At 64.0% G+C, this 24,279-nt stretch carries 27 protein-coding genes; 15 read left to right on the top strand and 12 right to left on the bottom strand.

Translation table 11 applies throughout. The features are described 5' to 3' along the window. The first annotated feature begins 10 nt into the window (after positions 1–10). Positions 11–178 (top strand): hypothetical protein, encoded by a 168-nt coding sequence (locus JQ591_RS17335; protein WP_211397219.1) that lies wholly within the window; start codon positions 11–13, stop codon positions 176–178. Here the strand turns inward: JQ591_RS17335 and JQ591_RS17330 are convergent. The 5 genes from JQ591_RS17330 to JQ591_RS17310 all read right to left on the bottom strand — a co-directional run bounded on the left by JQ591_RS17330 (position 175) and on the right by JQ591_RS17310 (position 2,606). Then, on the bottom strand, positions 175–663 hold the full coding sequence (locus JQ591_RS17330) for a DUF3147 family protein (protein WP_211397218.1): 489 nt from the start codon (positions 661–663) through the stop codon (positions 175–177). The genes JQ591_RS17335 and JQ591_RS17330 overlap by 4 nt on opposite strands. Then, positions 663–1,010 (bottom strand): DUF3147 family protein, encoded by a 348-nt coding sequence (locus JQ591_RS17325; protein WP_211397217.1) that lies wholly within the window; start codon positions 1,008–1,010, stop codon positions 663–665. The genes JQ591_RS17330 and JQ591_RS17325 overlap by 1 nt, the downstream gene beginning before the upstream one ends. Next, on the bottom strand, positions 1,007–1,591 hold the full coding sequence (locus JQ591_RS17320; RefSeq protein ID WP_211397216.1) for a phosphatase PAP2 family protein: 585 nt from the start codon (positions 1,589–1,591) through the stop codon (positions 1,007–1,009). Before JQ591_RS17320 ends, JQ591_RS17325 begins: the two co-directional genes overlap by 4 nt. A 148-nt stretch (positions 1,592–1,739) precedes the next feature. Next, on the bottom strand, positions 1,740–2,291 hold the full coding sequence (locus JQ591_RS17315) for a DUF4142 domain-containing protein (protein ID WP_211397215.1): 552 nt from the start codon (positions 2,289–2,291) through the stop codon (positions 1,740–1,742). Positions 2,292–2,378: 87 nt separating this feature from the next. Next, positions 2,379–2,606 (bottom strand): hypothetical protein, encoded by a 228-nt coding sequence (locus JQ591_RS17310; RefSeq protein WP_211397214.1) that lies wholly within the window; start codon positions 2,604–2,606, stop codon positions 2,379–2,381. A gap of 258 nt (positions 2,607–2,864) precedes the next feature. Between JQ591_RS17310 and JQ591_RS17305 the strand changes: the two genes are divergently transcribed. The 6 genes from JQ591_RS17305 to JQ591_RS17280 all read left to right on the top strand — a co-directional run bounded on the left by JQ591_RS17305 (position 2,865) and on the right by JQ591_RS17280 (position 8,056). After that, on the top strand, positions 2,865–3,239 hold the full coding sequence (locus JQ591_RS17305) for a PRC-barrel domain-containing protein (RefSeq protein WP_211397213.1): 375 nt from the start codon (positions 2,865–2,867) through the stop codon (positions 3,237–3,239). Between the two features lie 24 nt (positions 3,240–3,263). Beyond that, on the top strand, positions 3,264–3,422 hold the full coding sequence (locus JQ591_RS17300; RefSeq protein ID WP_211397212.1) for a hypothetical protein: 159 nt from the start codon (positions 3,264–3,266) through the stop codon (positions 3,420–3,422). A 457-nt stretch (positions 3,423–3,879) separates the two neighbouring features. Then, positions 3,880–4,881 carry an NAD(P)H-dependent flavin oxidoreductase gene (locus JQ591_RS17295; protein WP_211397211.1) on the top strand — a complete coding sequence of 334 codons (1,002 nt, stop codon included), beginning with the start codon at positions 3,880–3,882 and terminating at the stop codon, positions 4,879–4,881. A gap of 107 nt (positions 4,882–4,988) precedes the next feature. Next, on the top strand, positions 4,989–5,408 hold the full coding sequence (locus JQ591_RS17290; protein WP_211397210.1) for a hypothetical protein: 420 nt from the start codon (positions 4,989–4,991) through the stop codon (positions 5,406–5,408). Positions 5,409–5,526: 118 nt separating this feature from the next. Then, the gene (locus JQ591_RS17285) at positions 5,527–7,092 is read left to right on the top strand and encodes an alkaline phosphatase D family protein (protein ID WP_211397209.1); all 1,566 of its coding nucleotides are present in this window, start codon (positions 5,527–5,529) and stop codon (positions 7,090–7,092) included. Positions 7,093–7,237: 145 nt separating this feature from the next. After that, positions 7,238–8,056 (top strand): aldo/keto reductase, encoded by an 819-nt coding sequence (locus tag JQ591_RS17280; protein ID WP_211397208.1) that lies wholly within the window; start codon positions 7,238–7,240, stop codon positions 8,054–8,056. A 69-nt stretch (positions 8,057–8,125) separates the two neighbouring features. On the opposite strand, the gene JQ591_RS17275 is transcribed toward JQ591_RS17280, so the two are convergent. Both JQ591_RS17275 and JQ591_RS17270 read right to left on the bottom strand, forming a co-directional pair. Continuing rightward, positions 8,126–8,347 (bottom strand): hypothetical protein, encoded by a 222-nt coding sequence (locus JQ591_RS17275; RefSeq protein WP_211397207.1) that lies wholly within the window; start codon positions 8,345–8,347, stop codon positions 8,126–8,128. A gap of 151 nt (positions 8,348–8,498) precedes the next feature. Continuing rightward, positions 8,499–8,951 (bottom strand): hypothetical protein, encoded by a 453-nt coding sequence (locus tag JQ591_RS17270; protein WP_211397266.1) that lies wholly within the window; start codon positions 8,949–8,951, stop codon positions 8,499–8,501. Positions 8,952–9,108: 157 nt separating this feature from the next. Here JQ591_RS17270 and JQ591_RS17265 point away from each other — a divergent pair, with 157 nt between their 5' ends. Further along, positions 9,109–9,381, top strand: coding sequence for a helix-turn-helix domain-containing protein (locus JQ591_RS17265; protein WP_106942832.1), 273 nt, complete (start codon positions 9,109–9,111; stop codon positions 9,379–9,381). A 17-nt stretch (positions 9,382–9,398) separates the two neighbouring features. Next, positions 9,399–10,253 (top strand): 3,4-dihydroxyphenylacetate 2,3-dioxygenase, encoded by an 855-nt coding sequence (gene hpaD / locus JQ591_RS17260; protein WP_211397206.1) that lies wholly within the window; start codon positions 9,399–9,401, stop codon positions 10,251–10,253. 353 nt (positions 10,254–10,606) lie between these two features. On the opposite strand, the gene JQ591_RS17255 is transcribed toward hpaD, so the two are convergent. Then, a complete protein-coding gene (locus JQ591_RS17255; RefSeq protein ID WP_211397205.1) occupies positions 10,607–11,839 on the bottom strand; it encodes a PLP-dependent aminotransferase family protein in 1,233 nt (410 codons plus the stop codon). Between the two features lie 91 nt (positions 11,840–11,930). After that, a complete protein-coding gene (locus JQ591_RS17250) occupies positions 11,931–12,458 on the bottom strand; it encodes a DUF3124 domain-containing protein (RefSeq protein ID WP_211397204.1) in 528 nt (175 codons plus the stop codon). A gap of 67 nt (positions 12,459–12,525) precedes the next feature. Between JQ591_RS17250 and JQ591_RS17245 the strand changes: the two genes are divergently transcribed. From JQ591_RS17245 to JQ591_RS17230, 4 genes are all read left to right on the top strand, one after another. Then, positions 12,526–14,253: a cation:proton antiporter gene (locus JQ591_RS17245; protein ID WP_211397203.1), complete on the top strand. Its 1,728-nt coding sequence runs from the start codon at positions 12,526–12,528 to the stop codon at positions 14,251–14,253. Between the two features lie 177 nt (positions 14,254–14,430). Beyond that, on the top strand, positions 14,431–15,507 hold the full coding sequence (gene ribB / locus JQ591_RS17240) for a 3,4-dihydroxy-2-butanone-4-phosphate synthase (protein ID WP_211397202.1): 1,077 nt from the start codon (positions 14,431–14,433) through the stop codon (positions 15,505–15,507). Between the two features lie 160 nt (positions 15,508–15,667). Beyond that, positions 15,668–16,882 carry an acyl-CoA dehydrogenase gene (locus tag JQ591_RS17235; protein WP_211397201.1) on the top strand — a complete coding sequence of 405 codons (1,215 nt, stop codon included), beginning with the start codon at positions 15,668–15,670 and terminating at the stop codon, positions 16,880–16,882. Positions 16,883–17,068: 186 nt separating this feature from the next. Further along, positions 17,069–17,992: an MBL fold metallo-hydrolase gene (locus tag JQ591_RS17230; protein ID WP_211397200.1), complete on the top strand. Its 924-nt coding sequence runs from the start codon at positions 17,069–17,071 to the stop codon at positions 17,990–17,992. 7 nt (positions 17,993–17,999) lie between these two features. Here the strand turns inward: JQ591_RS17230 and JQ591_RS17225 are convergent, their stop codons facing one another. Both JQ591_RS17225 and JQ591_RS17220 read right to left on the bottom strand, forming a co-directional pair. After that, positions 18,000–18,854 (bottom strand): DUF1499 domain-containing protein, encoded by an 855-nt coding sequence (locus JQ591_RS17225; RefSeq protein WP_211397199.1) that lies wholly within the window; start codon positions 18,852–18,854, stop codon positions 18,000–18,002. Positions 18,855–19,098: 244 nt separating this feature from the next. Then, complete coding sequence (locus tag JQ591_RS17220) at positions 19,099–20,727, bottom strand: fatty-acid--CoA ligase (protein ID WP_211397198.1); 1,629 nt, start codon at positions 20,725–20,727, stop codon at positions 19,099–19,101. 65 nt (positions 20,728–20,792) lie between these two features. Between JQ591_RS17220 and JQ591_RS17215 the strand changes: the two genes are divergently transcribed. Next, on the top strand, positions 20,793–21,950 hold the full coding sequence (locus JQ591_RS17215; RefSeq protein WP_211397197.1) for an extensin family protein: 1,158 nt from the start codon (positions 20,793–20,795) through the stop codon (positions 21,948–21,950). A 38-nt stretch (positions 21,951–21,988) separates the two neighbouring features. Here the strand turns inward: JQ591_RS17215 and JQ591_RS17210 are convergent, their stop codons facing one another. Further along, positions 21,989–22,675 (bottom strand): L,D-transpeptidase, encoded by a 687-nt coding sequence (locus JQ591_RS17210; protein WP_211397196.1) that lies wholly within the window; start codon positions 22,673–22,675, stop codon positions 21,989–21,991. 338 nt (positions 22,676–23,013) lie between these two features. Here JQ591_RS17210 and JQ591_RS17205 point away from each other — a divergent pair, with 338 nt between their 5' ends. Continuing rightward, a complete protein-coding gene (locus tag JQ591_RS17205; RefSeq protein ID WP_211397195.1) occupies positions 23,014–23,991 on the top strand; it encodes a magnesium transporter CorA family protein in 978 nt (325 codons plus the stop codon). Positions 23,992–24,279: the final 288 nt, after the last annotated feature.

Raw genomic sequence — 24,279 nt, 5'->3', positions numbered from 1 at the left:
GAGAGACGTCATGACGGACGAAGTCAAATTGCCCAGCAGATCCTCCGAAGAGGCCGAAGCGCCCAAACCGGTGCGCCCGAGCCACCAGAAGGTCATCGAGCAGGTAGAGCGCTGGGCCAACAGCCCGGGCCTTCAACCGCCGAGATTGCAGCCTTCGACGGATGCGAAAGCGGGCTAACGCTTCGCAAGGGGAGACCCTTTCGCCGATAGCGAATGGGCTGATCGGTGCGGTTTGCGGGAGACGATGCGAAGCTTGCGCCTGAGCCACCAGGCCAACACCGAAACGACGGCCCAGGCCAGCAACGCGGCAGCGAAAGCGCCCGGAACGCTCGCAGCCACGGTGAAATGAAAGACGGCGGCGAATGCCAGGAGACCGATGCTTCCCCAGGCGGCGCCAGCCGCGTCGAGCGCGGCGGCCTCTTGCCCGCGGCGCGTGCCGCTGAGGCCGGCCTTCTCCTTGGTGCGCCGCTCATGGCTTTCGACCAGCGTGGCGCTCGCGCAGAAGACGGCGGGAAGCGCAAGGAATAATCCGCCGACGGACACGCCGAAGCGCGCTCCCAGAACTCCCGTGAGCACGGTCGCGAGGCCACCGAGCAGGAAACGAATGCCGTATTCGTACCAGCGTGTCTGCTTTAGCGCGGAGAGCGACAGCTTGACCGGCATCAGGCCGCACCTCCGAAGCCGGCGAGCAGGCCGAAGGCGACCGCAAGCCACGCGACAACAGCGAGGACGGTCGCGGCCAGCGCTGACACGCGGTATCTGATCAGCAGATGACAGACGACGACGCTGTAGCAGCCGAGCGCGACCGCGCCATAGATCATCGTCCAGCTTTCGGCCGCGGCATATTGCGGGCCGTGCTGGACGACGGCGATGCCGAGCGTCGCCAGTGCGACTGACGGTGCGGCGCCGAGCAGCCCCGCAAAGCTCTTGGGTTTGAGCATATCGCCGAAGATCGCGAAAGCGGAGACGATGATGCCACCGGCGATGAAGCGCAGGACATACTCGGTCACGGCCGTCTCCGCCAATTGACTTGCTTGCGGAACGATTGCGTCAGTGTCCAGGGCCGCAAGAGTCTCTCCACGGCCGCGCCAAGCGCAAAGCCTGCGACCACGTCACTTGCCCAGTGCGCGAGCACCACGATCCGTGTCAGCGAAAGCGCGACCGCAACCGTGCGCACCCATCGACGCGGCGTCTTCGGCAACAACCCCGCCGCCGAGGCGAGGGCGCCCATATGGACCGCGTGACCGGACGGGAAGGCGTCGCGCGCCTGTCCTGAGACGGGCACTCCACGTCGGTGTCCGCTTATGGTCAGCCGGTCTGGCCTGATCTGATCGAATACGGATTTCAGGACATGCGGCAGGAAGGCCGTCGCCAGCGAGACGGCCAGAACGTGATTTGCCAGGGGCCGCTGTTGCGGCTGCCGGATATGAGTATAGAGCCACCCCGCCGCGGCCAGCGCGAGCAGCACGTGCTCGTCGGCGGCCCAGGTTAATGTCTGCGCGGTGTGCTCGATGCCTGAATTGGTGTGATCAGCGATCTCATCCGCGATTGCGGTGTCGATCCGGTTAGGTTTGACCTCTACTGATGCCATCGGTCTGCAAGCGTGATGTCCCTCATGACAGTTCTGTAAAACCCGGAGACAAAGAAGGTTCCTGAGCTCGACGTCGTGGCATCAGCCTGCGGCGAACGAGAGGACGCCGGTGGGGCCGGCGTCCTCCCAAGCCCATTGCTTACTTGACTTACTTGGACTGACCGACGCTCGGTGCCTTGCCGAGCTCCTTGGCCATGTCGAGGTGGTGCTTGAGCGCCGGCAACGTCTTGCCGGCCCAATTCTTCAACTCGGAATTGTCGCCGCCCTTGGCGTAACGCTCGAACAGCGAGACCGCGTCCTCATGGGCACTGACCTGGTATGAATTGTAATCCGAGCTGAAGTCCTTGCCATTCGCACTCTTGAGCTTGTCGAGCTTGCTCTGGTGCGAGCTGTCGAGTGCTGTCGGCAGGGTCGCCTGCACCTTGCCGCCGCTGACGAGGCCCTTGAGTTCGCCGCTGGTCTTGGTGTGGTCGGTCACCATCTGCTGCGCAAAGCTCTTCTCCTGCGCGTTGCCCTTCTGCGTGGCGAGCTTGCTCGACTCGATCTCGAACATGTCGCTGATGGCGACCTCCTTGACGAAGTCGGCGGTGGCAGGCGCGACGCCGAGCGCCGAGTTGACGCCGGTCTTCTCACCGAGCGATTGGGCGAGCGCGGGGCCTGCGAGAAGCACACAAGCGGCTGCGATGATGGTTCGTTTCATGGTTCGGTCCCTCCGATTGCGCGCGCAGCGTCTCGCCGCGCGACGTTGCGCCGACCAACACGTCGCAGGGGTCGAGGTTCCTAACGGCTAATCCGTGGGATGTCGCCCGGTGCGCGGATTGATGGGATCGGTCGGCTTGCGCCGAAGCCGTTCGGGCAGAAACGGCTCGGTCGGCGTGGCGGTGGCCTCGGCACGTACGTCTGCATGGCGTTGTGCCCGTTCATGCGGCGTCCGGTTGTCGTTGATCTGCCGCTTCACGTCGAGGCCATCGACGGGATCGTTGACGCCGTGCTGGATATCGCGGAAATCGCTCATGGTTCACCTCATCCTTGCAGGCAGGATCTTTTCCAACATGTGCCGTGCTGCCCCCTTGACCACTCCACGCCGCGATAGATGAAGTCGGCGCGGTCTGGGCCTCCTTGGGCCGGTCTTCGTTTCGAGGGCTTGGTTTCCAGTTCTTGAAGTCGAGAGAACCACCCGTTTCGGGCGATGTTCCTCAACTCACGCGGAACAAGCTGGAACGATAGCTCACTTATCCGGGTTGTCTCCAAACTGGCTGAGTGGAGAACTGAGATGTTGAATCAGGGCGAACTGGACCAAAACGAGATGGGCCGTTTGATCGGCAGCGACAAGGTCGAGGGAACATCGGTCTATGGCGCCGATCGCAACAAGATCGGCTTGATCGAACGCGTGATGATCGACAAGGTCAGCGGCAAGGTGTCCTACGCTGTGCTCGGCTTCGGCGGTTTCCTGGGCCTCGGCAACGACCATTATCCGCTGCCGTGGCAGTCGCTGAAATACGACACGGAGCTTGGCGGTTATGTCACCGGCATTACCACCAAGGAGCTGGAAGGCGCGCCGAAATTCGGCGAACGGAGTGATTGGAATTGGGGTGACGACGCCGCAGTTCGCGGCATCAACTCCTACTACGGCGTCCCCTTCGCGTAGGGGGTTTCATGGAAAGGTAGTTCGATGAGCAAGGAACGGCCTAACGACGATCCCCGGCGGCAGAGCGACTGGGGTTCGCACAAGCAGACGGACAAGCCCTGGAAAGGCAATCCGGAAAAGGAGCAGGGATCGGACGAGGTGAAGCCCGATCTCGAAAAATGGCATGAGACCAATACGCACTGACCAGGATGCTAACAGCGAACTCGCGGCAAGTTGGGCCTGGGTCCAACTCGCGGCAAGTTGGTCCTGGGCCTGTTCGAACTGCACCTAAGGGTATTGCCGGTCGCGGCCGCGTCCCATGATGGCGGTCGCCGACCAACCAGGCTTCCGCGCTGATCGACATCGCCCGAAACATCGGCGGCTCCATCGGCGTCACCCCGGCGCAGACAATTCTGACGCAGCCAACAATTCCATCAGAGCCGGGACCCTTGCGATTACCCTTGCGATTACCCTTGCGATTGTCGCGCGCTGATGATCCCGATGGCGGCCGTGCTTCGGCCCATCAATTCGATCGAGCCAAGACCCCTCCAAGAGCAAGGCCCCTCGGAGAGCAAGACCGCTCGGAGAGAAAGGGTGACCGCGGCGCAAAAGTCCGGCTAGACTGGTCCGAACACCAAGCAAAGTCCGGGAGGTAATGTAAGTGAAGACCGCGATCACCGAACTGTTCGGCATCGAGCACCCCATCATCCAGGGCGGCATGCATTTCGTCGGCTTTGCCGAGCTGGCGGCTGCCGTCTCCAATGCCGGCGGGCTCGGCATCATCACCGGTCTTACGCAGAAGACGCCGGAGCTGCTGGCAAAGGAGATCGCCCGCTGCCGCGATATGACCGACAAGCCGTTCGGCGTGAACCTCACTTTCCTACCGACCTTCGCCGCGCCGCCTTACCCGGAATACATCGCGGCCATCGTCGAAGGCGGCATCAAGTCCGTGGAGACCGCGGGCCGCAGCCCGGAAGCCTACATGCCCGCGCTGAAGGCCGCCGGCATCAAGGTCATCCACAAATGCACCTCGGTGCGCCACTCCTTGAAAGCCGAGCGCATTGGATGCGACGCCGTCAGCGTCGACGGTTTTGAGTGCGGCGGCCATCCCGGCGAAGACGACATTCCCAACATGATCCTGTTGCCGCGCGCGGCGGAGGAATTGAAGATCCCGTTCGTCGCGTCCGGCGGCATGGCCGACGGGCGTAGCCTCGTCGCGGCGCTGTCGCTGGGGGCGGCCGGCATGAACATGGGCACGCGCTTCATCGCCACCAAGGAAGCGCCGGTGCATCAGAACGTCAAGAACGCCTTGGTCGCGGCGACCGAGCTCGACACTCGCCTGATCATGCGGAGCCTGCGCAACACCGAGCGCGTGCTCAAGAACGCCAATGTCGACCGCCTGCTCGAGATCGAACGCGAGAAGGGCGACAAGCTGAAGATCGACGACATCCACGACCAGGTCGCGGGCGTCTATCCCAGGATCATGCTGGACGGGCAGATGGACGCGGGTGCCTGGAGCTGCGGCATGGTCGCGGGCCTCATCCACGACATCCCCACCTGCAAGGAACTCGTCGACAGGATCATGGCTGAGGCGGAAACCATCATCCGCAACCGTCTGATGGGGTTCCTCGAGGGGAAGGGAACGGCGAAAAAGGTCGCCTGACACCGCCAAACTTCTTAACCACGGCGGCAGCTGGCCGCTGGAATTGCGCGCGGCGCCTCCTAAATAGAGATAAATTACCTCTTAACAATCTATTTCAGGAGGCGTCCGTGATTCTGAAGAGCGCTCCTTTTGCAATTGCCGTTGCCCTCGCGCTCGCATGGGGCGGCATCGCGCGCGCTGACGACTACAAGCCAAACGAGTACCTCAGCCTCGATCTTTCGAAGGCGGTGTTGTCGCCGAAGCGGCTCGGGCCCGAAACCCAATTCGCGCCGGTCGCGCTGGAGGCGCGCGGCGGCAACGAGGCGCAGGCGCGCGCCGAGCCGGTCGACGTGCCGAAGAAGGTCGCCGCCGAACGCGTGCGCGTGTCGGAGCCGAAGGTTGCGCACGCCAGGCCCGCGCAGCTACGCGGCGCGGCGCGCACCAAGCTCGCGCATCGCCACGGCAACCCGCTCGACGCGCAGGCGATGGACACCCGCATCCAGACCTGGCCGTGCCGCAGCGGCGGCATCTGCAGCTGGAAGCATTAGGTCTGTTCCGAGCCGTCATCCGCACGTCGTAAAACCGTAGGCCCGGGGTCAAGAAACCGTAAGCCGGGAGTCAAACGACGCAGGCACCTTCCGTCGCGATTCGACGAAGGTTTCCTGAATGGCATCGCTCCGCGCCTCGCGCGCCTGGACCCGGCGGCAATTCCTGGTCCGCTCCACCTCCAGCCTCGCCGTCGCCGCGCTCGCAAAGCCACATCTCAGCCGCGCCGCGGATCGTCCGCAGATAGCAGGCGGCATCCAGTCCGGCGACGTCTCGGATGGCTCCGCCGTGATCTGGGCGCGCGCCGACCGGCCGGCGCGGATGCAGGTGGAATATTCCACCGTCGAAAGCTTCAAGACCGTCATTGCGTCGGTTTCGAGCGATGCGTCGCCCGATGCCGACTTCACCTCAAAATTGCTGCTGAATGATCTGCCTCCCGGGCAGGACATCTTCTATCGTGTGCGCTTCGACGACATCGCGACCGGCATCGCCGGCGAAAGCCGTATCGGCCATTTCCGCACTGCGCCGGCTGCCGGCCGGTCGATCTCGTTCCTGTGGTCCGGCGATACCGCGGGGCAGGGCTGGGGCATCGACACATCGCGCGGCGGCTACCGCAGCTATCGCACCATGCTCGACAATCGCCCGGACTTCTTCATCCACTCCGGCGATCACATCTACGCCGACTGCACGATTCCCTCCGAGCAGAAGCTGCCGAATGGCGAGATTTGGCGCAACGTCGTGACCGAGGAGAAATCCGAGGTCGCGCACACGCTGGCGCAGTTCCGCGGCAATTACAAATACAACCATCTCGACGAGCACTTCCGCGCCTTCCACGCCGAGGTGCCGATGTTCGCACAGTGGGATGACCACGAGGTCACCAACGACTGGTCGCCGACCGGCAGCTATGACGGGGCCGGTCATGAGGATGACGGCACCCCGCGCCTGGTCGCGCGCGCCCGCCGCGCCTTCTTCGACTTCATGCCGATCCGCGACATCGGTGCGCGAAAGGGGCGGGTCTATCGCAAGATCGCCTATGGTCCTTTGCTCGACGTCTTCATGATCGACATGCGCAGCTATCGGGACGATAGCTGGAACAAGGGCGACGATCACCGCGGCTGGATCCTGGGTGCCGAACAGCTCGCCTGGCTGAAGCGTGAGCTCGCCGCCTCGCGCGCGACCTGGAAGGTGATCGCGGCCGACCTGCCGATCGGCCTGGTCAGCCTCGATGCGGTTGCACTGGGGAATGGGCCGCCCGACCGGCGTGAGCACGAGATCGCCGATCTTCTCGCATCCATCAAGCGCGCCGGAATTCGCAACATCGTCTGGCTCACCGCCGACATGCACTACACCGCCGCGCACTATTACGATCCGAACAGGGCGCAATTTAGCGATTTCGAACCGTTCTGGGAGTTCGTCTCGGGGCCCTTGCATGCCGGCAGCTGGGGCCCGGGCGAGCTCGACGATACCTTTGGTCCGGTCGCGATGTATCAGAACGGGTGCAGTGAAGCGCAGGGCGAGAATCTGGCGCCCTGTTTCGGATTGCAGTTCTTCGGCAAGGTCGATATCGAAGGCCGAACCGGCGTCATGACCGTGACGCTGAAGGACGTCGACAACCGGGACCTCTGGTCGGTCGACATCGTGCCGCAGCCGCAGGCGCGTCCAGCCGTGGTGGCGCAGCATTCGTAGGTCGCTAACCCGATCTTGATTGGCCGCCTTGCGCCTCCCGCGCTATGCTGTCCGTCCCCGCCACCTCTTTTCCATCATCGAAGAGTTTGCTCCCGCAGCATCGCTGCGGGCCTCCGGCGGACTGAACGATGTCAGGAGCCTTTTCATGGACAATCTCAAGACACAGGGCATCAGCATGCCCAAGCTCGGCCTCGGTACCTTCCGCATGCAGGGCGATGCCTGCCGCGCGGCGGTCGAGAGCGCGCTGTCGATCGGCTATCGCCATATCGATACCGCCGAGATGTACGGCAACGAAGAACCGATCGGCGCGGCGCTCACCGCGGCCCGGCTGCCGCGCGGCGAGCTGCATGTCACGACAAAGGTCTGGCACGAGAATCTCAGCCCCGACGCCATCCGCCGCGCCTTCGACACCAGCCTGGCGAAGCTCCGGCTCGACCATGTCGACCTCTATCTCGTGCACTGGCCGTCCAGCGCGGCGAACTGGGGCGCGGTGTTCGAGACCTTGATGAAGCTGAAGGAGGAGGGGCGCACGCGGGCGATCGGCGTCGCCAACTTCACCACGGCACTGCTCAAGATCGCGGTCGAGGACATCAAGGCGCCGATCGCCTGCAATCAGATCGAGTATCACGCCATGCTCGATCAATCGAAGGTGCTGGCCTATCTCAACGCCAAGTCGGTCCCGCTGGTCGCCTATTGCCCGCTGGCGCAGGGACGCATTGCGTCGGATCCGGTGCTGGCCGAGATCGGCGCCAAGCACAATGCGACCGCAGCCCAGGTCGCGCTGAAATGGCTGCTCGACCAGGACGGTGTCGCCGCGATCCCGAAGGCGTCGCGCGTTGAGAGCCAGCAGGCCAATCTCGACGCGCTGAAGATCACGCTCGACGATGCCGACCGCAACAAGATCGCCGCGCTGCCGAAGGACAGGCGCTGCGTCAATCCCGGCTTCGCGCCGGCGTGGGACTGACTTCGCCGAACGTTTCGAGCACGCAAAGAAATGGCCCCGTGAGGGGCCATTTTCATATTGCGTTGCGCATTAGTCCCAATGGTGACGGTGACTGCGCTTGACCACGACGACCCGGTCGCGATGGTGCCAGCCGCGATGCCAGCCGTGGTCGCGATGCTCGCGCATTTCGGCGCGGGCGCCGTAACCGCCGTGATGACCGCGCTTGATCACCACCGTCTCCGCGCTGGCGAGCGTGGGCAATGCAACCGCGAGCGCGCCGACAGCGGCAAGCACATAACCAAGCTTCTTCATGATGTCCTCCTCCAATAGAATGCAAATCTAAACGGCGCATTCGCGTGAACGTTCCGGAGGAATCGCAGGAGAATTCTGAACAGCTGTTCAGACAGAGCAAGCTCGCAAGATGTGGCGCGGTTTTCCGAAGGATCGTGCGCAAAGGTGATGGTTAATCGCAGCGTTGCTGTGCCGGCGTCGGCGTTCCCGAGGCGACGTATTTGCCGTCCCTGATCGTGTACTCGCCGCGCTCGCTGCGATTGTAGATTGCGCGCAAGCTGCCTTGCTTTGAGAGTAGCAGACCGAACTCGCGCGTCTGCTGCAGCAAGGGGAAGTACACCATCACATTGAGCAGGCCGTCGGCATTGACCGTCGCCGATACCACTTCGTTTTCGTCTTTGGCCTCGCCGAAATTGCGCCGGTACATCACCCTTCCGTCCTTCCGGATTTCGTAAGTCAGGAGCGCGCCCTTGTCGCGGTCGGGCCGGGCCGCGCAGTCGACCGCCCATGAGCCGAGCAGGCCCCATTGCTCGACGGTCGCCGCAAGCGACTCGGCACCTGCCGCGGGCGTGAACGCGACCCACAGCACCGCTGCCGCGATCCAGCGGCTCAAACAACGCCTCATGTCCTGAAAAACCCCGCCTCGAAGAATTCCCAAGTGTAGCATCCTGCGCGTCATCGTCCACGGCGGCTTCCATTCGCGCGTGAATTTGATCCGCGTCAATGAGGCAGCCCGTTTCCCCGGTAGGATGGCGCTCCCGAAGGCGAAATTGGATAGACCGATGCTGAATCAAGTCAGGGATTTCGCAGGCGAGGTGCTGCCGGGGAGCTGTGCCGTGCCGCCTTATTCCGAGACCGCGTTTCTGGCCGAGCTGGGCGACCGCTTGAGGTCCTCGCGCATGCGCTGCGACCTGTCGCGGCGGGAGCTTGCCCGCCGCTCCGGCATTTCCGAGCGCTACATCGCCCAGATCGAGGCCGGCAAGGGCAACGTCTCGATCGTGCTGCTGCTGCGGCTGGCCTCCGCGATCCACGGCAGCCAGCCCCAGGCGGCTTGACGCTTGAGGTGAGCGCGATGGGGCGGCTCGTACTGGCAGCCAAGGTCACCCATGTCCCATCGCTGATGCTGTCGGAGAAGCCCGGCAGTCCCTTGCGCTCGGCGCGCGAGGCGGCCGTGGATTCGTTGCGCGAGCTCGGCCGGCGGGCGAGAGCGCGCGGCGTCACCACCTTCGTGGTGTTCGACACCCACTGGCTCTCCAATTTCGGCTATCACATCAACGCCAACGCGCGGCATCGCGCCTCGGTCACCAGCCACGAGGCGCCGCACATGATTCAGGATTTGAGTTATGATCTGCCGGGCGACACGAGGCTCGCCGAAGCAATCGCCGGCGAAGCCGGCGTTGCCGGTCTCGATGTCAACGCGCATCAGGTGCCGAGCCTCGGGCTCGAATACGGCACGATCGTGCCGATGCACTACATGAACCCGGACGGCTTCGCGAGGGTGGTTTCGGTCGCCTCGCCCCTGTTCACGTCGTTCGAGGAAAGCCGGACCCTCGGCGAGGCGACGCGCCGTGCCATCGAGAAATCCGGCGAACGGGTCGCAATCCTCGCCAGCGGTTCGCTCTCGCACCGGCTCTGGCCCAACAAGAAGTTGGGGCCGGAGGCATGGACGTCGGTCGCCAGCGAGTTCAATCGCCAGGTCGACCTGCGCGTGCTCGAACTCTGGCAGAGCCGTCGCTACCGCGAATTCCTCGACATGCTTCCGGACTATGCCACCAAGTGCAACGGCGAAGGAGGCATGGCCGACACCATCATGCTGTTCGCCGCGCTTGGCTGGTACGAGTACTGCGGCAGAGCCGAGCAACTCTGCGAGTATTTTCCGTCGTCCGGCTCTGGCCAGGTCGATGTGGAGTTTCACGTCGAGGCGTGAACAACAGTTCAGCGCTGATCGTACGGTTCGAAGATTCCATCGCGGCCTACTGACCAGGCTTCCGAATCTGATGGGAAGTACCGGATCGTCGTGACGATCTGATCTCCATTCGACCGATCCTTCCAAAGAAACCCATAGGTCCGTTCTGGCGATCTGATTCTTCGTGGTCCTTCAAACTGGTCGGGAGCGATCCCGCGTCTCGCACACTCTCGCCGAAAGGCAAGCAGCGCTTCTTCACGAGCGTTGGCTTCAGTGCTCGTTGCGAAGTCCAGGATTTCAGAAGCGACGAGCACCAGACCAAGAGCGACGAAGATTCCGAGTATCCACAACGAGATCCGTGGCGCCCGTCTCATCTACACCCGCGCCTCCACATTGGCGCTGCGTGCCGGCACGCCGAACTCCTTGCGGCAGATCTCGGCCAGCACGGCGACGCCCTCGCGGATCTGCTGATGCGAAGGGCTCGCAAAGCACAGCCGCAGTCGCGATCTGGAATGGTTCTTGTCGGTCGACCATTCCGGCCCCGGATTGATCGATACGCCGGCGGCAAGCGCGGCCTGATACAACTTTAGCGTATCGACCTGATCGGGCAGCTTCACCCACAGGAAGATGCCGCCCTTGGGCTCCTCGAACTCGGCGGCCGTCCCGAATTGCTCGTTGAGGGCCTCCATCAGCGTGTCGAGCTTGGTGCGCAGTGCCTTCGTCAGCGCCGGCACGTGGGTCGAAAAATGCGGCTTGCAATAGGCGGCAAGCACCATCTGCTCCAATGCGCCGGAGCCGGCGTCCGTCTTCAGCGCCAGCATTCGCGACATCACATCCCACGGCGCGACGATGAAGCCGACGCGCAGCGCGGGCGCGATCGACTTCGAGAACGAGCCGATATGGATCACGCCGCCGTTCGGGCTCATCGCATGGATTGCCGGCGGCCGCTGTCCTGACCAGACCAGATCGGCATAGCAGTCGTCCTCGAAGACAGGCACGCCGTATTCTGCCGATAGCCGCAACAGCTCCGTGCGGCGGCTCTCCGGCATGATGCTGCCGGTCGGGTTCTGCACGGTCGGAATGGTGTAGATGTATTTTGGCCGGATGCCGCGGGCCTTGAGGTCGGCCAGCGTCGTGGCCAGCACATCCATGCGCATGCCGTCCTTGTCGAGGGGGATGCCCACCACGTTGACTCCGAGCCGTGCCAGGCGGGTCAGCGAGCCCTGATAGCTGTCCTGCTCGAAGATCACGGTATCGCCGCGTGTCAGCAGCGTGGTGTTGACGAGGTCGAGCGCCTGCAGCGAGCCGGAGACGATCAGGAGATCGTCGACCGTGCAGTTGATGCCGGCATCGCGCTTGAGTTTTGTCACCAGGAATTCGCGCAAGGGCAGATAGCCCTGGGGACCATGTGCCAGCCCGTAAGTGGCGAGCGAGCGGCCTTCGCGTTGCAGAGCCAGATTGGCGGCTTCGATCAGTTGATCGAGCGGCAGCTGCTCGGAGTCGTTATTGCCGCCGACAAAACTGTATTTGGCAAGGCCCGTCCAGCGCGCAGAGGGCGCCGGCAGCCCTGCGGGAAACAGGGGCGCAAAATCGAAGCTGGACGGCATGGGAGCGTTCCTCGTTGTTTCTTGTTGAGCCCGCCGGCGTTGCGCCGGCCAGCCTATTTCTTTTTGCCCGCGTCCGGCGGGACAGACGGCCTTATTTCTTGCCGATTGTCCGGGTCGGACGGCCCTGGCTGATGAAAGCGTAATGCGCATTGGCGACGCCGCCAACCATCAAGGCCTCGACGGCAGGCTCGGCGATCTCGCTTGTTGCGGCCCAATCAACCAGGAAATTGGCTCCGGTCCCGCCGCGCACGTCGTCGGTCGGAACGAAGATCGAGATGGTGGCGAGCGGCTTCAGCGCGACCGGTGCCTTCAGATAGCTCTCGACCTGCTTGCCTGCGGTGTCGAAATAGCCGATGCGTTTGACCACCAGTGCTTGCGTCTCGGAGGCGTTGTGCACGCTCAAGGTCACCGAGAAGTCGACGCGCAGCTTGCCCTGGCTCATCGCCACGCTGGAATAGGCGGGCACGTAGAATCCGCCGGAGACGGCCAGTTCGTCTTTCGGCAGTGCGGTGAGGGAATCGGCAAAGCTTTGTTCGATGTTGACCTTGGGTTGAGCGGCCGCGGGCACGGAGGAGGCGAGGGGGCATAGCAGCATTGCAATGGCGAGCCCCATCCGCATGTGACGAATTGCTCGCTTGCCGCGCCGCACTCGATCACTAGGGTGCGGCAAAACGGACCAATCTGGCATGCACGAGCTCATTCGCGACATCACTCTCTGTATCCTGTTTGCCTGGATGCTGGGCCTGCTTGCCCACTTCTCCAGGCAACCGCTGATCCTGGCCTATCTTATCGCCGGTTTCTGCATAGGTCCATTTGGCGCCGGCTGGGTCAAGTCGCAGGAATCGATCAGCGTCATCTCCGAGCTCGGCCTGATCTTCATGCTGTTCATGATCGGCCTGGAGATCGACCTGAAGAAGATCGTGCGGGCGGGAAAGGTCATCCTGTTTGCGGCGGGCGGCCAGCTCCTCGGCGGCTGCCTGCTCGGGGTGCTGTTCTTCGTCGGAATCGGCCTGTCGCTCGGCGGCGGGCAGTTCGATGCGGTCTATCTCTGCGTCGCCTGCGCGCTGTCGAGCACCGTCATCATCGTCAAGGTGCTCTACGAGAAGCGCGAGCTCGACACGCTGCCCGGCCGCATCACCCTCGGCGTGCTGGTGCTCCAGGACATCTTCGCGATCCTGTTCCTGGCGGTGCAGCCGAGCCTTGCCAATCTGGAAATCAGCGTCATCCTGCTCTCGATCGGGCGCGTCGCGGTGCTGGTTGCGGCCGCGCTGCTCGTCAGCCGCTACGTGCTGCCGCGCCTGTTTCACCAGATCGCCCGCCGCCCCGAGCTGATCCTGCTCGGCGCGCTCGCCTGGTGCTTCCTGGTCGCCGAGACCGCCGAGCGGCTGTCGCTGTCGCGCGAGATGGGCGCCCTGATCGCCGGCGTCTCGCTCTCGACCTTTCCCTACGCGCTCGACGTCACGGCCAAGGTCACCACGCTGCGGGATTTCTTCATCACGCTGTTCTTCGTCGCGCTCGGCATGACCATTCCCGTGCCCGGCCTCTCCGTGATCGGGCTTGCCCTGATGATCGCGGCGTTCACGGTGGTGAGCCGCCTCGTCACCACCTTCGCCCCGCTCTATCTGATGAAGCAGGGCCTGCGCGCCAGCCTGTTGCCGGCCTTGAATCTCGCGCAGATCTCCGAGTTCTCGCTGGTGGTGATCCAGACCGGCGTCGCCGACCACCACATCGCAGCCGAGACGGCGAATGCGGCCTCCTTCGCCTTCGTGGTGCTGGCGGTGCTCTCGACCTTCGTGATGACCCGCAGCGACGAGATCACCCGCTGGGCGATCGGCCCCCTGAAGCGGATCGGCCTGCGCGATCTTGATCACGGCAATGGCCAAGGAGAGGAAGGGCACGAAGGCCATGGCGAGGCCCGCCGCATCGTCATCCTCGGCTTTTTCCGTGCGGCGAGCGCGCTGCTGGCCGAGATCGAACGGCAGGCACCGGTGCTGCTCGAGCAGATCACCGTGATCGACTTCAACCCCAATGTGTACCAGACGCTGCTTTCGCGCGGCCTGCACGTGATCTATGGCGATATCAGCAGCGCCGACACGCTGCTCCATGCCGGCGTCGGCAAGTCCGAGATGATCATCCTCAGCGTACCGGATGCGCTTCTGAAGGGTGCCAGCAACGAGAAGCTGGTCCGCCACGTCCGCACCCTCAACCCGACCGCCATGATCGTTGCCACGGCCGATCTGTTGTCGGATGTGGGCGAACTCTACGCGGCTGGCGCCAGCTATGTCACCGTGACCCGGCTCAGCGACGCCCATGAGTTGTTCACGGTGATCGAGGCCGCCCAAGCCGGCCTGTTGGCCGACAAGCGCGCCGAGATCGATCAGCGGCTCGGCGAGCGGCGCGAAGTGCTGCCCTGACCGCGGCGGGCCGGCTTCTCACCGGGCTTCTCCGCGCCCATATCCCCGGTATGCCCGGCGCAAGCCGCCGCCCCCCGGGCAGGGCTGCGGTCCGGCATATGTGGTTGCGCTGGGGACACTAGCGCCCCGGCCCAAGTCCGGCTAAGCCTCCGGGCCATAACCGATAGAGATTGGGAAATGCCGGATAACGTCCAGGAAGTCTTGCAGGCCTTTGCCCGGGGTGAGCTCGTGGTCGTCACCGACGACGAAGACCGCGAGGGCGAGGGCGATCTGATCGTCGCCGCCTCGTTCTGCACCGCCGAGAAGATGGCCTTCATCATCCGCCACACCTCCGGCATCGTTTGCGCGCCGATCACCACCGAGGATGCGCGCCGCCTGCGGCTCGATCCGATGGTGGCCCACAACGATTCCGCGCACACCACCGCATTCACGGTCTCGATCGACTACAAGCCCGACGGCGGCACCGGCATCTCGGCCGAGGAGCGCGCCTCGTGCTGCCGCGCGCTGTCCAATCCCAACGCCGGCGCCAACGACTTCGCCCGTCCCGGCCACATCTTTCCGCTGATCGCCAAGGACGGCGGCGTGCTGCTGCGCTCCGGCCATACCGAGGCCGCGGTCGATCTGTGCAAGCTCTCCGGCCTCCCGCCGGTCGGCGTCATCAGCGAGTTGATGAACGACGACGGCAGCGTGATGAAGGGCGAGCAGGTCGCCCGCTTCGCCGCCCAGCACAAGCTCAAGCACGTCACCATCGCCGACATGATCGCCTATCGCCAGGTGCGCGAGAAGCTGATCGAGCGGGTCTCGACCTTCGTCACCGAGAGCCCGATCGGTCCGCTTCAGGGCTATGCCTACCGCTCGCCGTTCGATTCCATCGCCCACGTCGCCTTCGTCTACAACGGCGTCGGCGACGGCAAGAACGTCCTGACACGCTTCCACAAGCCGAACATCGTCAAGGACATCTTCACAGGCCACAAGCGCATGGCGGCGGTGCTCGAGCACTTCAAGAAATCCGGCCGTGGCGTTCTGGTCTATCTGCGCGACGGCGCGGCTGGTGTCCCCGTGGCGCCGCTGCCCGATGAGAGCGCGACCGAGGCTGACCGCAACCGCCAGTGGCGCGAAGTCGGCGTCGGTGCACAGATCCTGCGCGATCTCGGCGTCACCTCGATCCGGCACCTCACCTCCTCGGTGCACGACTACAAGGGCCTTTCGGGCTTCGGCATCGAGATCGTCGCCAACGAGCAGCTCGAAAGCTAGCGCTGTCATCCGGGGGTGCGCGATGCGCATCCCCCGAGGTGCGCCTCGCGGGTCCCCGGGATTCACGCAGACCCATACATCTGCAACGCAATTGCACTTGTTGCCGCGGCGCTTTACTTTGTCGGGCAAATTTTGACGGAACCAGACGAAAGGACGTTTCATGACCGCGCGCCCTCAGGCCAAGGACAAGCCGACTTCGGCTGCTTTCCAGTGGGACGATCCGTTCCTGCTCGACGAGCAGCTCACCGAAGACGAGCGCATGGTGCGCGACACCGCGCGGGCCTACGCCCAGGACAAGCTTATGCCGCGCGTCGCCAAGGCCTATCTCGAGGAGAAGACGGATCGCGAGATCTTCAACGAGATGGGCGAGCTCGGCCTGATCGGCATCACGCTGCCGGAGGAATATGGCTGCGCCAATGCAGGCTATGTCGCCTACGGTCTCGTCGCGCGCGAAATCGAACGGGTCGATTCCGGCTACCGTTCGATGAACTCGGTGCAGTCCTCGCTGGTGATGTATCCGATCTACGCCTATGGCGACGAGAACCAGCGCAAGAAGTACCTGCCGAAGCTCGCCAGCGGCGAGTGGGTCGGCTGCTTCGGGCTGACCGAGCCTGACGCCGGCTCCGATCCGGCCGGCATGAAGACCCGCGCCGAGAAGGTTTCGGACGGCTATCGCCTGACCGGCAGCAAGATGTGGATCTCGAACGCGCCGATCGCCGACGTGTTCGTGGTCTGGGCCAAGTCGGCCGCGCACGACAACCAGATCCGCGGCTTCGTGCTGGAGAAGGGGATGAAAGGCCTGTCGGCACCGAAGATCGGCGGCAAGCTGTCGCTTCGCGCCTCCATCACCGGCGAGGTCGTGATGGACGGCGTCGTGGTTCCGGAGGACGCGCTGCTGCCCAACGTCTCCGGGCTGAAGGGCCCGTTCGGCTGCCTCAACCGCGCCCGCTACGGCATTTCCTGGGGCGTGCTCGGCGCGGCCGAGGACTGCATGCACCGCGCCCGCCAGTACACGCTCGACCGCAAGCAGTTCGGCAAGCCGCTCGCTGCGACCCAGCTCGTGCAGAAGAAGCTCGCGGACATGGAGACCGAGATCGCGCTGGGCCTTCAGGGCTCGCTTCGCGTCGGCCGCCTGATGGACGAGGGCAAGTTCGCGCCCGAGATGATCTCGATCATGAAGCGCAACAATTGCGGCAAGGCGCTCGACATCGCCCGCGTCGCGCGCGACATGCACGGCGGCAACGGCATCTCGATCGAGTATCACGTGATGCGCCACGTCCATAACCTCGAGACCGTCAACACCTACGAGGGCACCCACGACGTCCACGCGCTGATCCTGGGCCGTGCGATCACGGGCATTCAGGCGTTTTTCTAGGCACGTATTCCGTGGCCGTTGTTTTGCTCAGCTGTCATCGTCCGCCTTGTGCGCAATTGCGCACTGGGGCGGACGATCCAGTATCCCAGAGACCTCGCCTTCGCCACCGGCGCCACGGCGTACTGGATACCCCGCCTTCGCGGGGTATGACGGCGAGGGTTGGGGCTGCAGTGCACAGGAAGTCCCATGTCCGACAACGACGACGTCCCGTTCAACCGCAACTTTCCGCTGAAGCCCGGCATCGTCGAGGAAGTCCGCCCCGGCGTGCGGCGCGTGCTCTGTAACAATCCGAGCCCGTTCACTTTCACCGGCACGGTCAGCTACATCGTGGGCCGAGGCAACGTCGCGATCATCGATCCCGGTCCGGACGACCAAGCGCATGCGGCGGCGCTGCTTGATGCTGTCAGCGGCGAGACGGTGAGCCATATCTTCGTAACCCACACCCACCGCGACCATTCGCCGAACACCGCGCGGATCAAGCAAGCGACCGGCGCGCCTGTTTATGCCGAGGGCCCGCACCGCGCCTCGCGTCCGCGTTTCGAGAGCGAGAAGCACAACCCGGAATCCGGCGCCGACCGCGACTTCGCGCCCGATATCAGGATCGCCCATGGCGACGTCGTCGAAGGAGACGGCTGGCGGCTCGAAGCCGTGGCGACACCCGGCCATACCGCCAATCACCTCGCGTTCGCCTGGCCCGAGCGAAAGTTCAACTTCGTCGGCGATCACGTGATGGGCTGGTCGACCTCGATCGTGGCGCCGCCCGACGGCTCGATGATCGACTACATGGAATCGCTGGATCGTCTCGCCGCGCGCGAGGAGGATGTGTATTTCTCCGGCCACGGTCCCGAAATTCCGGACGGTCCGCGCTTCGTGCGCTTCCTGATCCGTCACCGCAAGGCGCGCGAGGCCTCCATCCTGCACCGCCTCGCCAAGGGCGAGACCGACATCCCGACCATGGTTCGGGCGATCTATATCGGCATCGATCCGAGGCTCACCACTGCGGCGGGCTACTCCGTGCTGGCGCATCTGGAAGACCTGGTCGCCCGCGGCGTCGTGGCAACGGACGGCGATCCCGTGATTGGCGGGACGTATCGGATGGCGAACGCCTAGCGTACCGCTATTTCTTCACCGTTTTCGCCGGCGCCTTGGGCGGCGCCACCGGCGTCTTCTTCACTGGCTTGAGTGCGTCGGCATCGGCGGCGGTGTTGAGATCGTCGATGAATTTCTTCACGCGCGCGGCGTTGCTGCCGAGGTCGCTCTCGAAATAGCGCGAGGCGGAGCGGATATCGACGCGGGAATCGTCGCCGTCGGGCACGACGCGGATCGCGATGTCCTCGCGGAACCCCATGATTGGCGAGCGCGCCACCGCCTCGATGCGGCCGATGCGGCGCGGTGGCTGCGGCGCGCGCTCGTCGATGACCAGCCATTTGCGCTTGTTGACGAGCTGAAGCGCGATCGCATAAGCGCGGTCGGCCGAAATCTCGAGTTCGATCGGCTCGATATCAGGATAAAAGTGACGCTGCTGCTCGGCCGAATAGAGGCCGGCATACACAGCGGTATTGGCGCCATCGCCGGTGCGCAGGCGGGCCAGTGCATCGAAGCGCGGCGGGTCGATCGGGTCGGTGGTGATGTCGTGGATCGCCGGCAGCTTGCGGTATTGCAGGCCGAGATAGGCGGGATAGGCGAGAATCGCGCCGTCGATCAGGAAGGCGAGCAGGATGCGCGCCATGCCGCGCGAGCCGTTCTGCCAGATCGCGGCAAACCCGGCGAGCCCGAACAGGATCGAGAGCGCGGCGATCCCGAGCCCGCCGAAGAAGGTCGCCAGTGCCGGCTTCATCTCTAGGAAGCCGAACCGGAGGATGATGATCGAGACCACCACCGCCACCACTGCGAACACGGCCAGATTCCGCGCCCAGCTTGCGAGGCTGGACACGGGCTCCGACTGGTAGGGAGCGGAAAACCTGCGGGCCATCGGGTGAGCTCTGCCGGGGTCTTGGGGGCGGTGCCGGCCGATTTGGCACGACTATGGCCGTTGAGACCACGGCCGGGGGCCAAATTCAAGGGTTCCGCATACCGTCGCATCGTCATGGCCGGGCTTGCCCCGGCCATCCACGCCTTTCTTGCCGCCAAGCTTGCCGCCAAGACGTGGATGCCCGGGACATCTGCCGCGAAGACGCGCTTCGCGCTTTCGCCCCGGGCATGACGGAGGTCGGAGCCTACGCAGCCGCGTTCGGGAAGCGGTATTCCTTGAACTGGTCGCGCAGCGCGGTCTTCAGGATCTTGCCCGTCGCCGTATGCGGGATGCCGTCGACGAAGGCAACGTCGTCGGGCATCCACCATTTGGCGATCTTGCCGTCCATGAACTTCAGGATGTCCTCGCGGCTGGCCTGCTGGCCCTGCTTCAGCTGCACGATCAGCAGCGGACGCTCGTCCCATTTGGGATGGAAGACGCCGATCACGGCGGCTTCCGCCACCGCGGGATGGCCGACTGCGAGGTTTTCCAGGTCGATCGAGGAGATCCACTCGCCGCCGGACTTGATCACGTCCTTGGAGCGGTCGGTGATCCGCATGTAGCCGGCCTCGTCGATGGTCGCGACGTCGCCGGTGTCGAAGAAGCCGTCCTCGTCGAGGATGTTGGCGTCGATGCGGAAATAGGCCTTGGCGACGGCGGGGCCGGAGACTTTGAGACGGCCGAAGGTCGTGCCGTCCCACGGCAGTTCCTTGCCCGCATCGTCGGTGATCTTCATCTCGACGGCGAATGGCGCGTAGCCCTGCATCTGGAGCACGTCGAGCCGCGCCTCGCCGGTCGCATTCTGGAACGGCGGCTTCAGCGCCGCGACGCTGCCGATCGGGCTCATCTCGGTCATGCCCCAGGCGTGGCGGACGTTCGAACCCATGTCGAGGAAGGCCTTGATCATCGAGCGCGGCATCGCCGAGCCGCCGCAGATCACCATCTTCAGGTCCGGCAGCTTCAGATTGTTGGCGGCCATGTGCTGGAGCAGCATCAGCCACACCGTGGGCACGCCTGCGGTATGCGTCACCCTCTCGGTCGAGAGCAGCTCATAGACCGAGGCGCCGTCGAGCTTGGCGCCGGGCATGACGAGCTTGGTGCCCTGCGAGGGCGCTGAGAAGGCGATGCCCCAGCTGTTGGCGTGGAAGAGCGGCACCACGGGCAGCATGGTCTCGGAGGCGCTGGTGCCGAGCGCATCGACATTGTTCGCCATCAGCGCATGCAGCACGTTGGAGCGATGCGAATACAGCACACCCTTGGGGTCGCCGGTGGTGCCGGACGTGTAGCACATCGCGGCCGCCGTGTTCTCGTCAAAGTCCTTCCATTTAAATTCGCCGTCAGCCTCCGCAATCCAGTCCTCGTAGGCGACCACGTTCTTCAGCGTCGTCTGCGGCATGTGCGCCTTGTCGGTGAGCACGACGTAGCGTTCCACGCTTGTCAGCTTGTCGGCGATCTTCTCCAGGACCGGAATGAAAGTGATGTCGGTCATCACGATGCGGTCCTGCGCATGGTTGATGATCCAGGCGATCTGCTCGGGGAAAAGGCGGGGATTGACGGTATGGCAGATGGCGCCGATCCCCATGATGCCGTACCAGACCTCGAGATGGCGCCAGGTGTTCCAGGCGATCGTTGCGACACGGTCGCCGAGCTTGATGCCGTCGCGTTCCAGCATCTGCGAGACCTTGAGCGCGCGCTTGTGGATCTCGGCATAGTTGGTGCGATGGATCGGTCCCTCGACCGAGCGCGTGACCACCTCCTGCTTGCCATGAATCCTGGCGGCGTGTTCGATGATCCGGTGGCAGAGCAGGGGCCAGTCTTGCATCAAACCAAGCATTCCGACGTTCCTCCGAGAAGCCGCTGGGCGGATTGTCGCTCTCAGCGTTGGGCCAAAGAATTGTCATGAGTTTTAGCCTGCCGGCCTTTCGCCGCAAATGGTCTTGTCGCGGCTATATGTCCGTCGGCGCGGCAATGGTTACCGTCGCGCTCGGGCTGCCGCTCGTGCTCGCGGATCGGGCCGAGGCACGCAAATATGCGTCCCCGCTGGATATCTTTGGTATTGCTGCACCACGGCCGCGCGCGACGGTTCATCCTGCCAAGGTCTCTGGCAAGATACCGCTCCCGAGGCCACGCCCCGGGGAGGCCCCCAAAGCATCGGACGAGGCCCCTCCGGAGACCGACGGCAAGTCTTCCGCGGAAAAGCCTTCCGCGGAAAAGCCTTCCGCGGAAAAGCCTTCTCCCGACAAGCCTTCCGCGGACAAACCCGGCGCCAACAAGCCCGCCGAGGCCGCGCCGCCGCCCGAGAAGCAGGCCTCGGCGTGCCGCCTCGCGCTGACCGAGGAGATCGCCATCGCGCCCTCGATCCCGGACATCCGCGGCCCTGGCGCCTGCGGTGGTGAGGATCTGGTGCGGCTCGAAGCCATCGTGCTGCCGGACAAGCGCAAGGTGGCGGTCAAGCCGGCGGCGATCCTCCGCTGCACCATGGCGTCCGCAATCGCCGATTGGGTGCGCAAGGACGTGGTGCCGCTGGCCGCGAGCCTCGGCTCGACCATCAGCGATCTCGACAATTTCGACAGCTTCGAGTGCCGCGGCCGCAACCGCGTTGTCGGCGCCATGCTGTCCGAGCACGGCAAGGCCAACGCGCTCGATGTCCGCGCCATCAAGCTGGTCAACGGGCAGTCGATCGCCCTGACCGACCGCTCCATGTCGCGCGACGTGCGCGAGCGCGTGTTGCATTCGGTCTGCTCGCGCTTTTCCACCGTGCTCGGCCCCGGCTCGGATTGGTACCACGAAGACCATATCCATCTCGACCTGGCGCAGCGGCGCAACGACTACCGGATCTGCCAGTGGAACGTCTGGGATCCGCTGCCGCAGGTTGCCCCGCTCCTGCCGGCGGAACGGCCCGAGGAGGCGCCGCCGCGTGAGGTCGCGGCCAAACCTGAGGCAAAGGAGGGGGCGGATGACGAGGCGGCGCAGAAACCCTCTTCACCTGCGGACAAACCGGCGGCCGACGGCAACAAAGCCCAGCCGCACAAGCCGGTAACAAAAAAGCGCCGGTGAAACCGGCGCTTTTGAATCTCAGAGCGATCAGGAGGGGATCAGTAGCTGCCCGCCTGGCCGGTTTGGCTGCCGCCGAGTGCGAGGCGAGAATTGTAGGGCGAATCGCCATGCTTCGGCTCGAGCACCACGACGATGGTGCCGACCTTGACGCGGCCATAGAGATCGATCGCGTCCTCGTTGGTCAGGCGGATGCAGCCCGACGAGATCGATGCGCCGATGTATTCCGGCTGATTGGTGCCGTGAATGCGGAACAGCGTGTCCTTGCCGCCCGAATAGAGATACATCGCGCGGGAGCCCATCGGATTGTCCGGACCGGGCGCGACGAAGGTGGGCACGCCCAGGCGCGAAATCTCGCCGGGGGTCGGATGCCAGGCCGGCCATTCGGTCATGCTGCCGACCTTGGCGATGCCGGACCAGGCCATGGCCTCTTCGCCGACGGTGATGCCGTAGCGGATCGCCTTGCCGCCATCCATCACCCAGTAAAGGTAATGGTTGTCGGAATCGACCACGATCGAGCCCGGCGATTCCTTGCGGTGATAGTCGACGATGGCGCGGCGGAACGGCTCTGCGACCGGGGTGTTCTCGTACCGAACCTTGGCAAGGAGTTCCTTGTCCTTCGGCTTGAAGGCCTTGGTGTCGGTCGCTTCAAAATGCGTGGCCTGCATGCAGCCCGACAGCATCAGGCCAGCGGCCAAAATACCCAGCGTAACTTTCAGCGACGACATGATTTGGTTCCAATCGACAACAACAAGCTTTCGTGGGGCTTGAGCAAGCCCAAATTCCACGATTCCGTTGGCTCCATTATCGTTGAAATCTGCCACAATTCCAGCGTTTCGAAGCTTTTCCCGCGCTGCAAGACCTTACCTGTGGCTTTTCTGCCGCAAGTTTTGCGGGCCAGAGACGGTTTCTGGGCAATGGTGGGCGAATGTGTCGATTCCGTGCCACAGTTGAGCCACGGCGCCGCCACAAATGCAAACGCTCCGTTAATGTGCTTGTCATCTTGAACTTGTCAGAATCGCGCTAAGGGCTGTCAGTCTGTCGCAGGCCCCTGCTGGAGTTGTGCATGTTTTCTGTGTTCGTTCCCTCCGAGGGCGCCCTCAAGAAGGCCGTGGTCGAGGATCTTGCGGCGTTGCCGGAGAACGCGGTCTGGATCGACCTGGTCACCCCGACCGCGGCCGAGGACAAGGCGGTTGAGCGGCTGGCGGGCATCGCCATTCCGACCCGGGAAGACATGCAGGAGATCGAGATCTCCAGCCGCCTCTATATCGAAAACAGCGCGCGCTACATGACTGCGACGCTGATGTGCCACTCCGATACCGACATGCCCCGGACCACGGCGGTGACCTTCATTCTGGGCGACCACCGTCTGGTGACGGTGCGTTACGACCTGCCGAAGCCGTTCGCTCTGGTCGAGGCCAAGCTGGCCCGTTCGTGCGCGCCCACGATCACCGGGGAGATGGTGCTGGTGGAACTTCTCGACGCGGTGATCGATCGCTGCGCCGACATTCTGGAGAAATGCGGCGCCGACATCGACCAGGTCTCCCACGACATCTTCGAGCCAGAGAGCGAGCGCCATGGCCACGCCAAGCAATATTCCCAGATCCTGATCTCGATCGGCCGCAAGGGCGATCTGACCTCGAAGGTTCGCGAGAGTCTGGTCTCGATCGGCCGTGTCGTCGCCTTCCTCTCGGCGGTGGTGGAAGGCGTGAAATGGTCGAAGGACATGCGCGAGCAGCTCAAGACCATGCAGCGCGACGTCGTCTCGCTGACCGACCACGCCTCCTATCTCTCCAGCAAGATCACCTTCGTGCTCGACGCCATGCTCGGCGTCGTCAATCTCGAGCAGAACAACATCATCAAGCTGTTTTCGGTCATGGCCGTTGTCCTGATGCCGCCGACGCTGATCGCCTCGATCTACGGCATGAACTTCAAGGCGATGCCGGAACTCGAATGGGCGCACGGCTATCCGTTCGCGCTGGTGCTGATGCTGATCGCGGCGATCGTTCCGTACTGGATCTTCAAGTGGAAGAAGTGGCTGTAATAGCTACCGAGACCTTACGCCGGACGCAGAGACACGGCGTCGGGTGTCGCAGAATAGAGCGGGATTGCGGCCGCACGGCGATGTGTGCTCGCCGCCCCAATTCCTCCGGTAAAATTTGAGCGGTGGGCTGAACGTTTGCGCGAAACTTGTCTGCGATAAGCAGAGTGTTAGCCGCGAGGAACAGCCATGGTTGAAAAACACATAACGTCGCCCCGCAACGTCATCGATCTGGCGAACTATCGTCAGGTCCTGGCGAGCGGCAAGGCGTCGTCGATGTCGGCACGCATG

Source organism: Bradyrhizobium canariense (assembly GCF_018130465.1).
In the GTDB taxonomy this organism is placed as follows: domain Bacteria; phylum Pseudomonadota; class Alphaproteobacteria; order Rhizobiales; family Xanthobacteraceae; genus Bradyrhizobium; species Bradyrhizobium canariense_C.
Note: the sequence above shows the minus strand (reverse complement) of the source record. Positions and strands in the feature narration are given on the sequence as shown.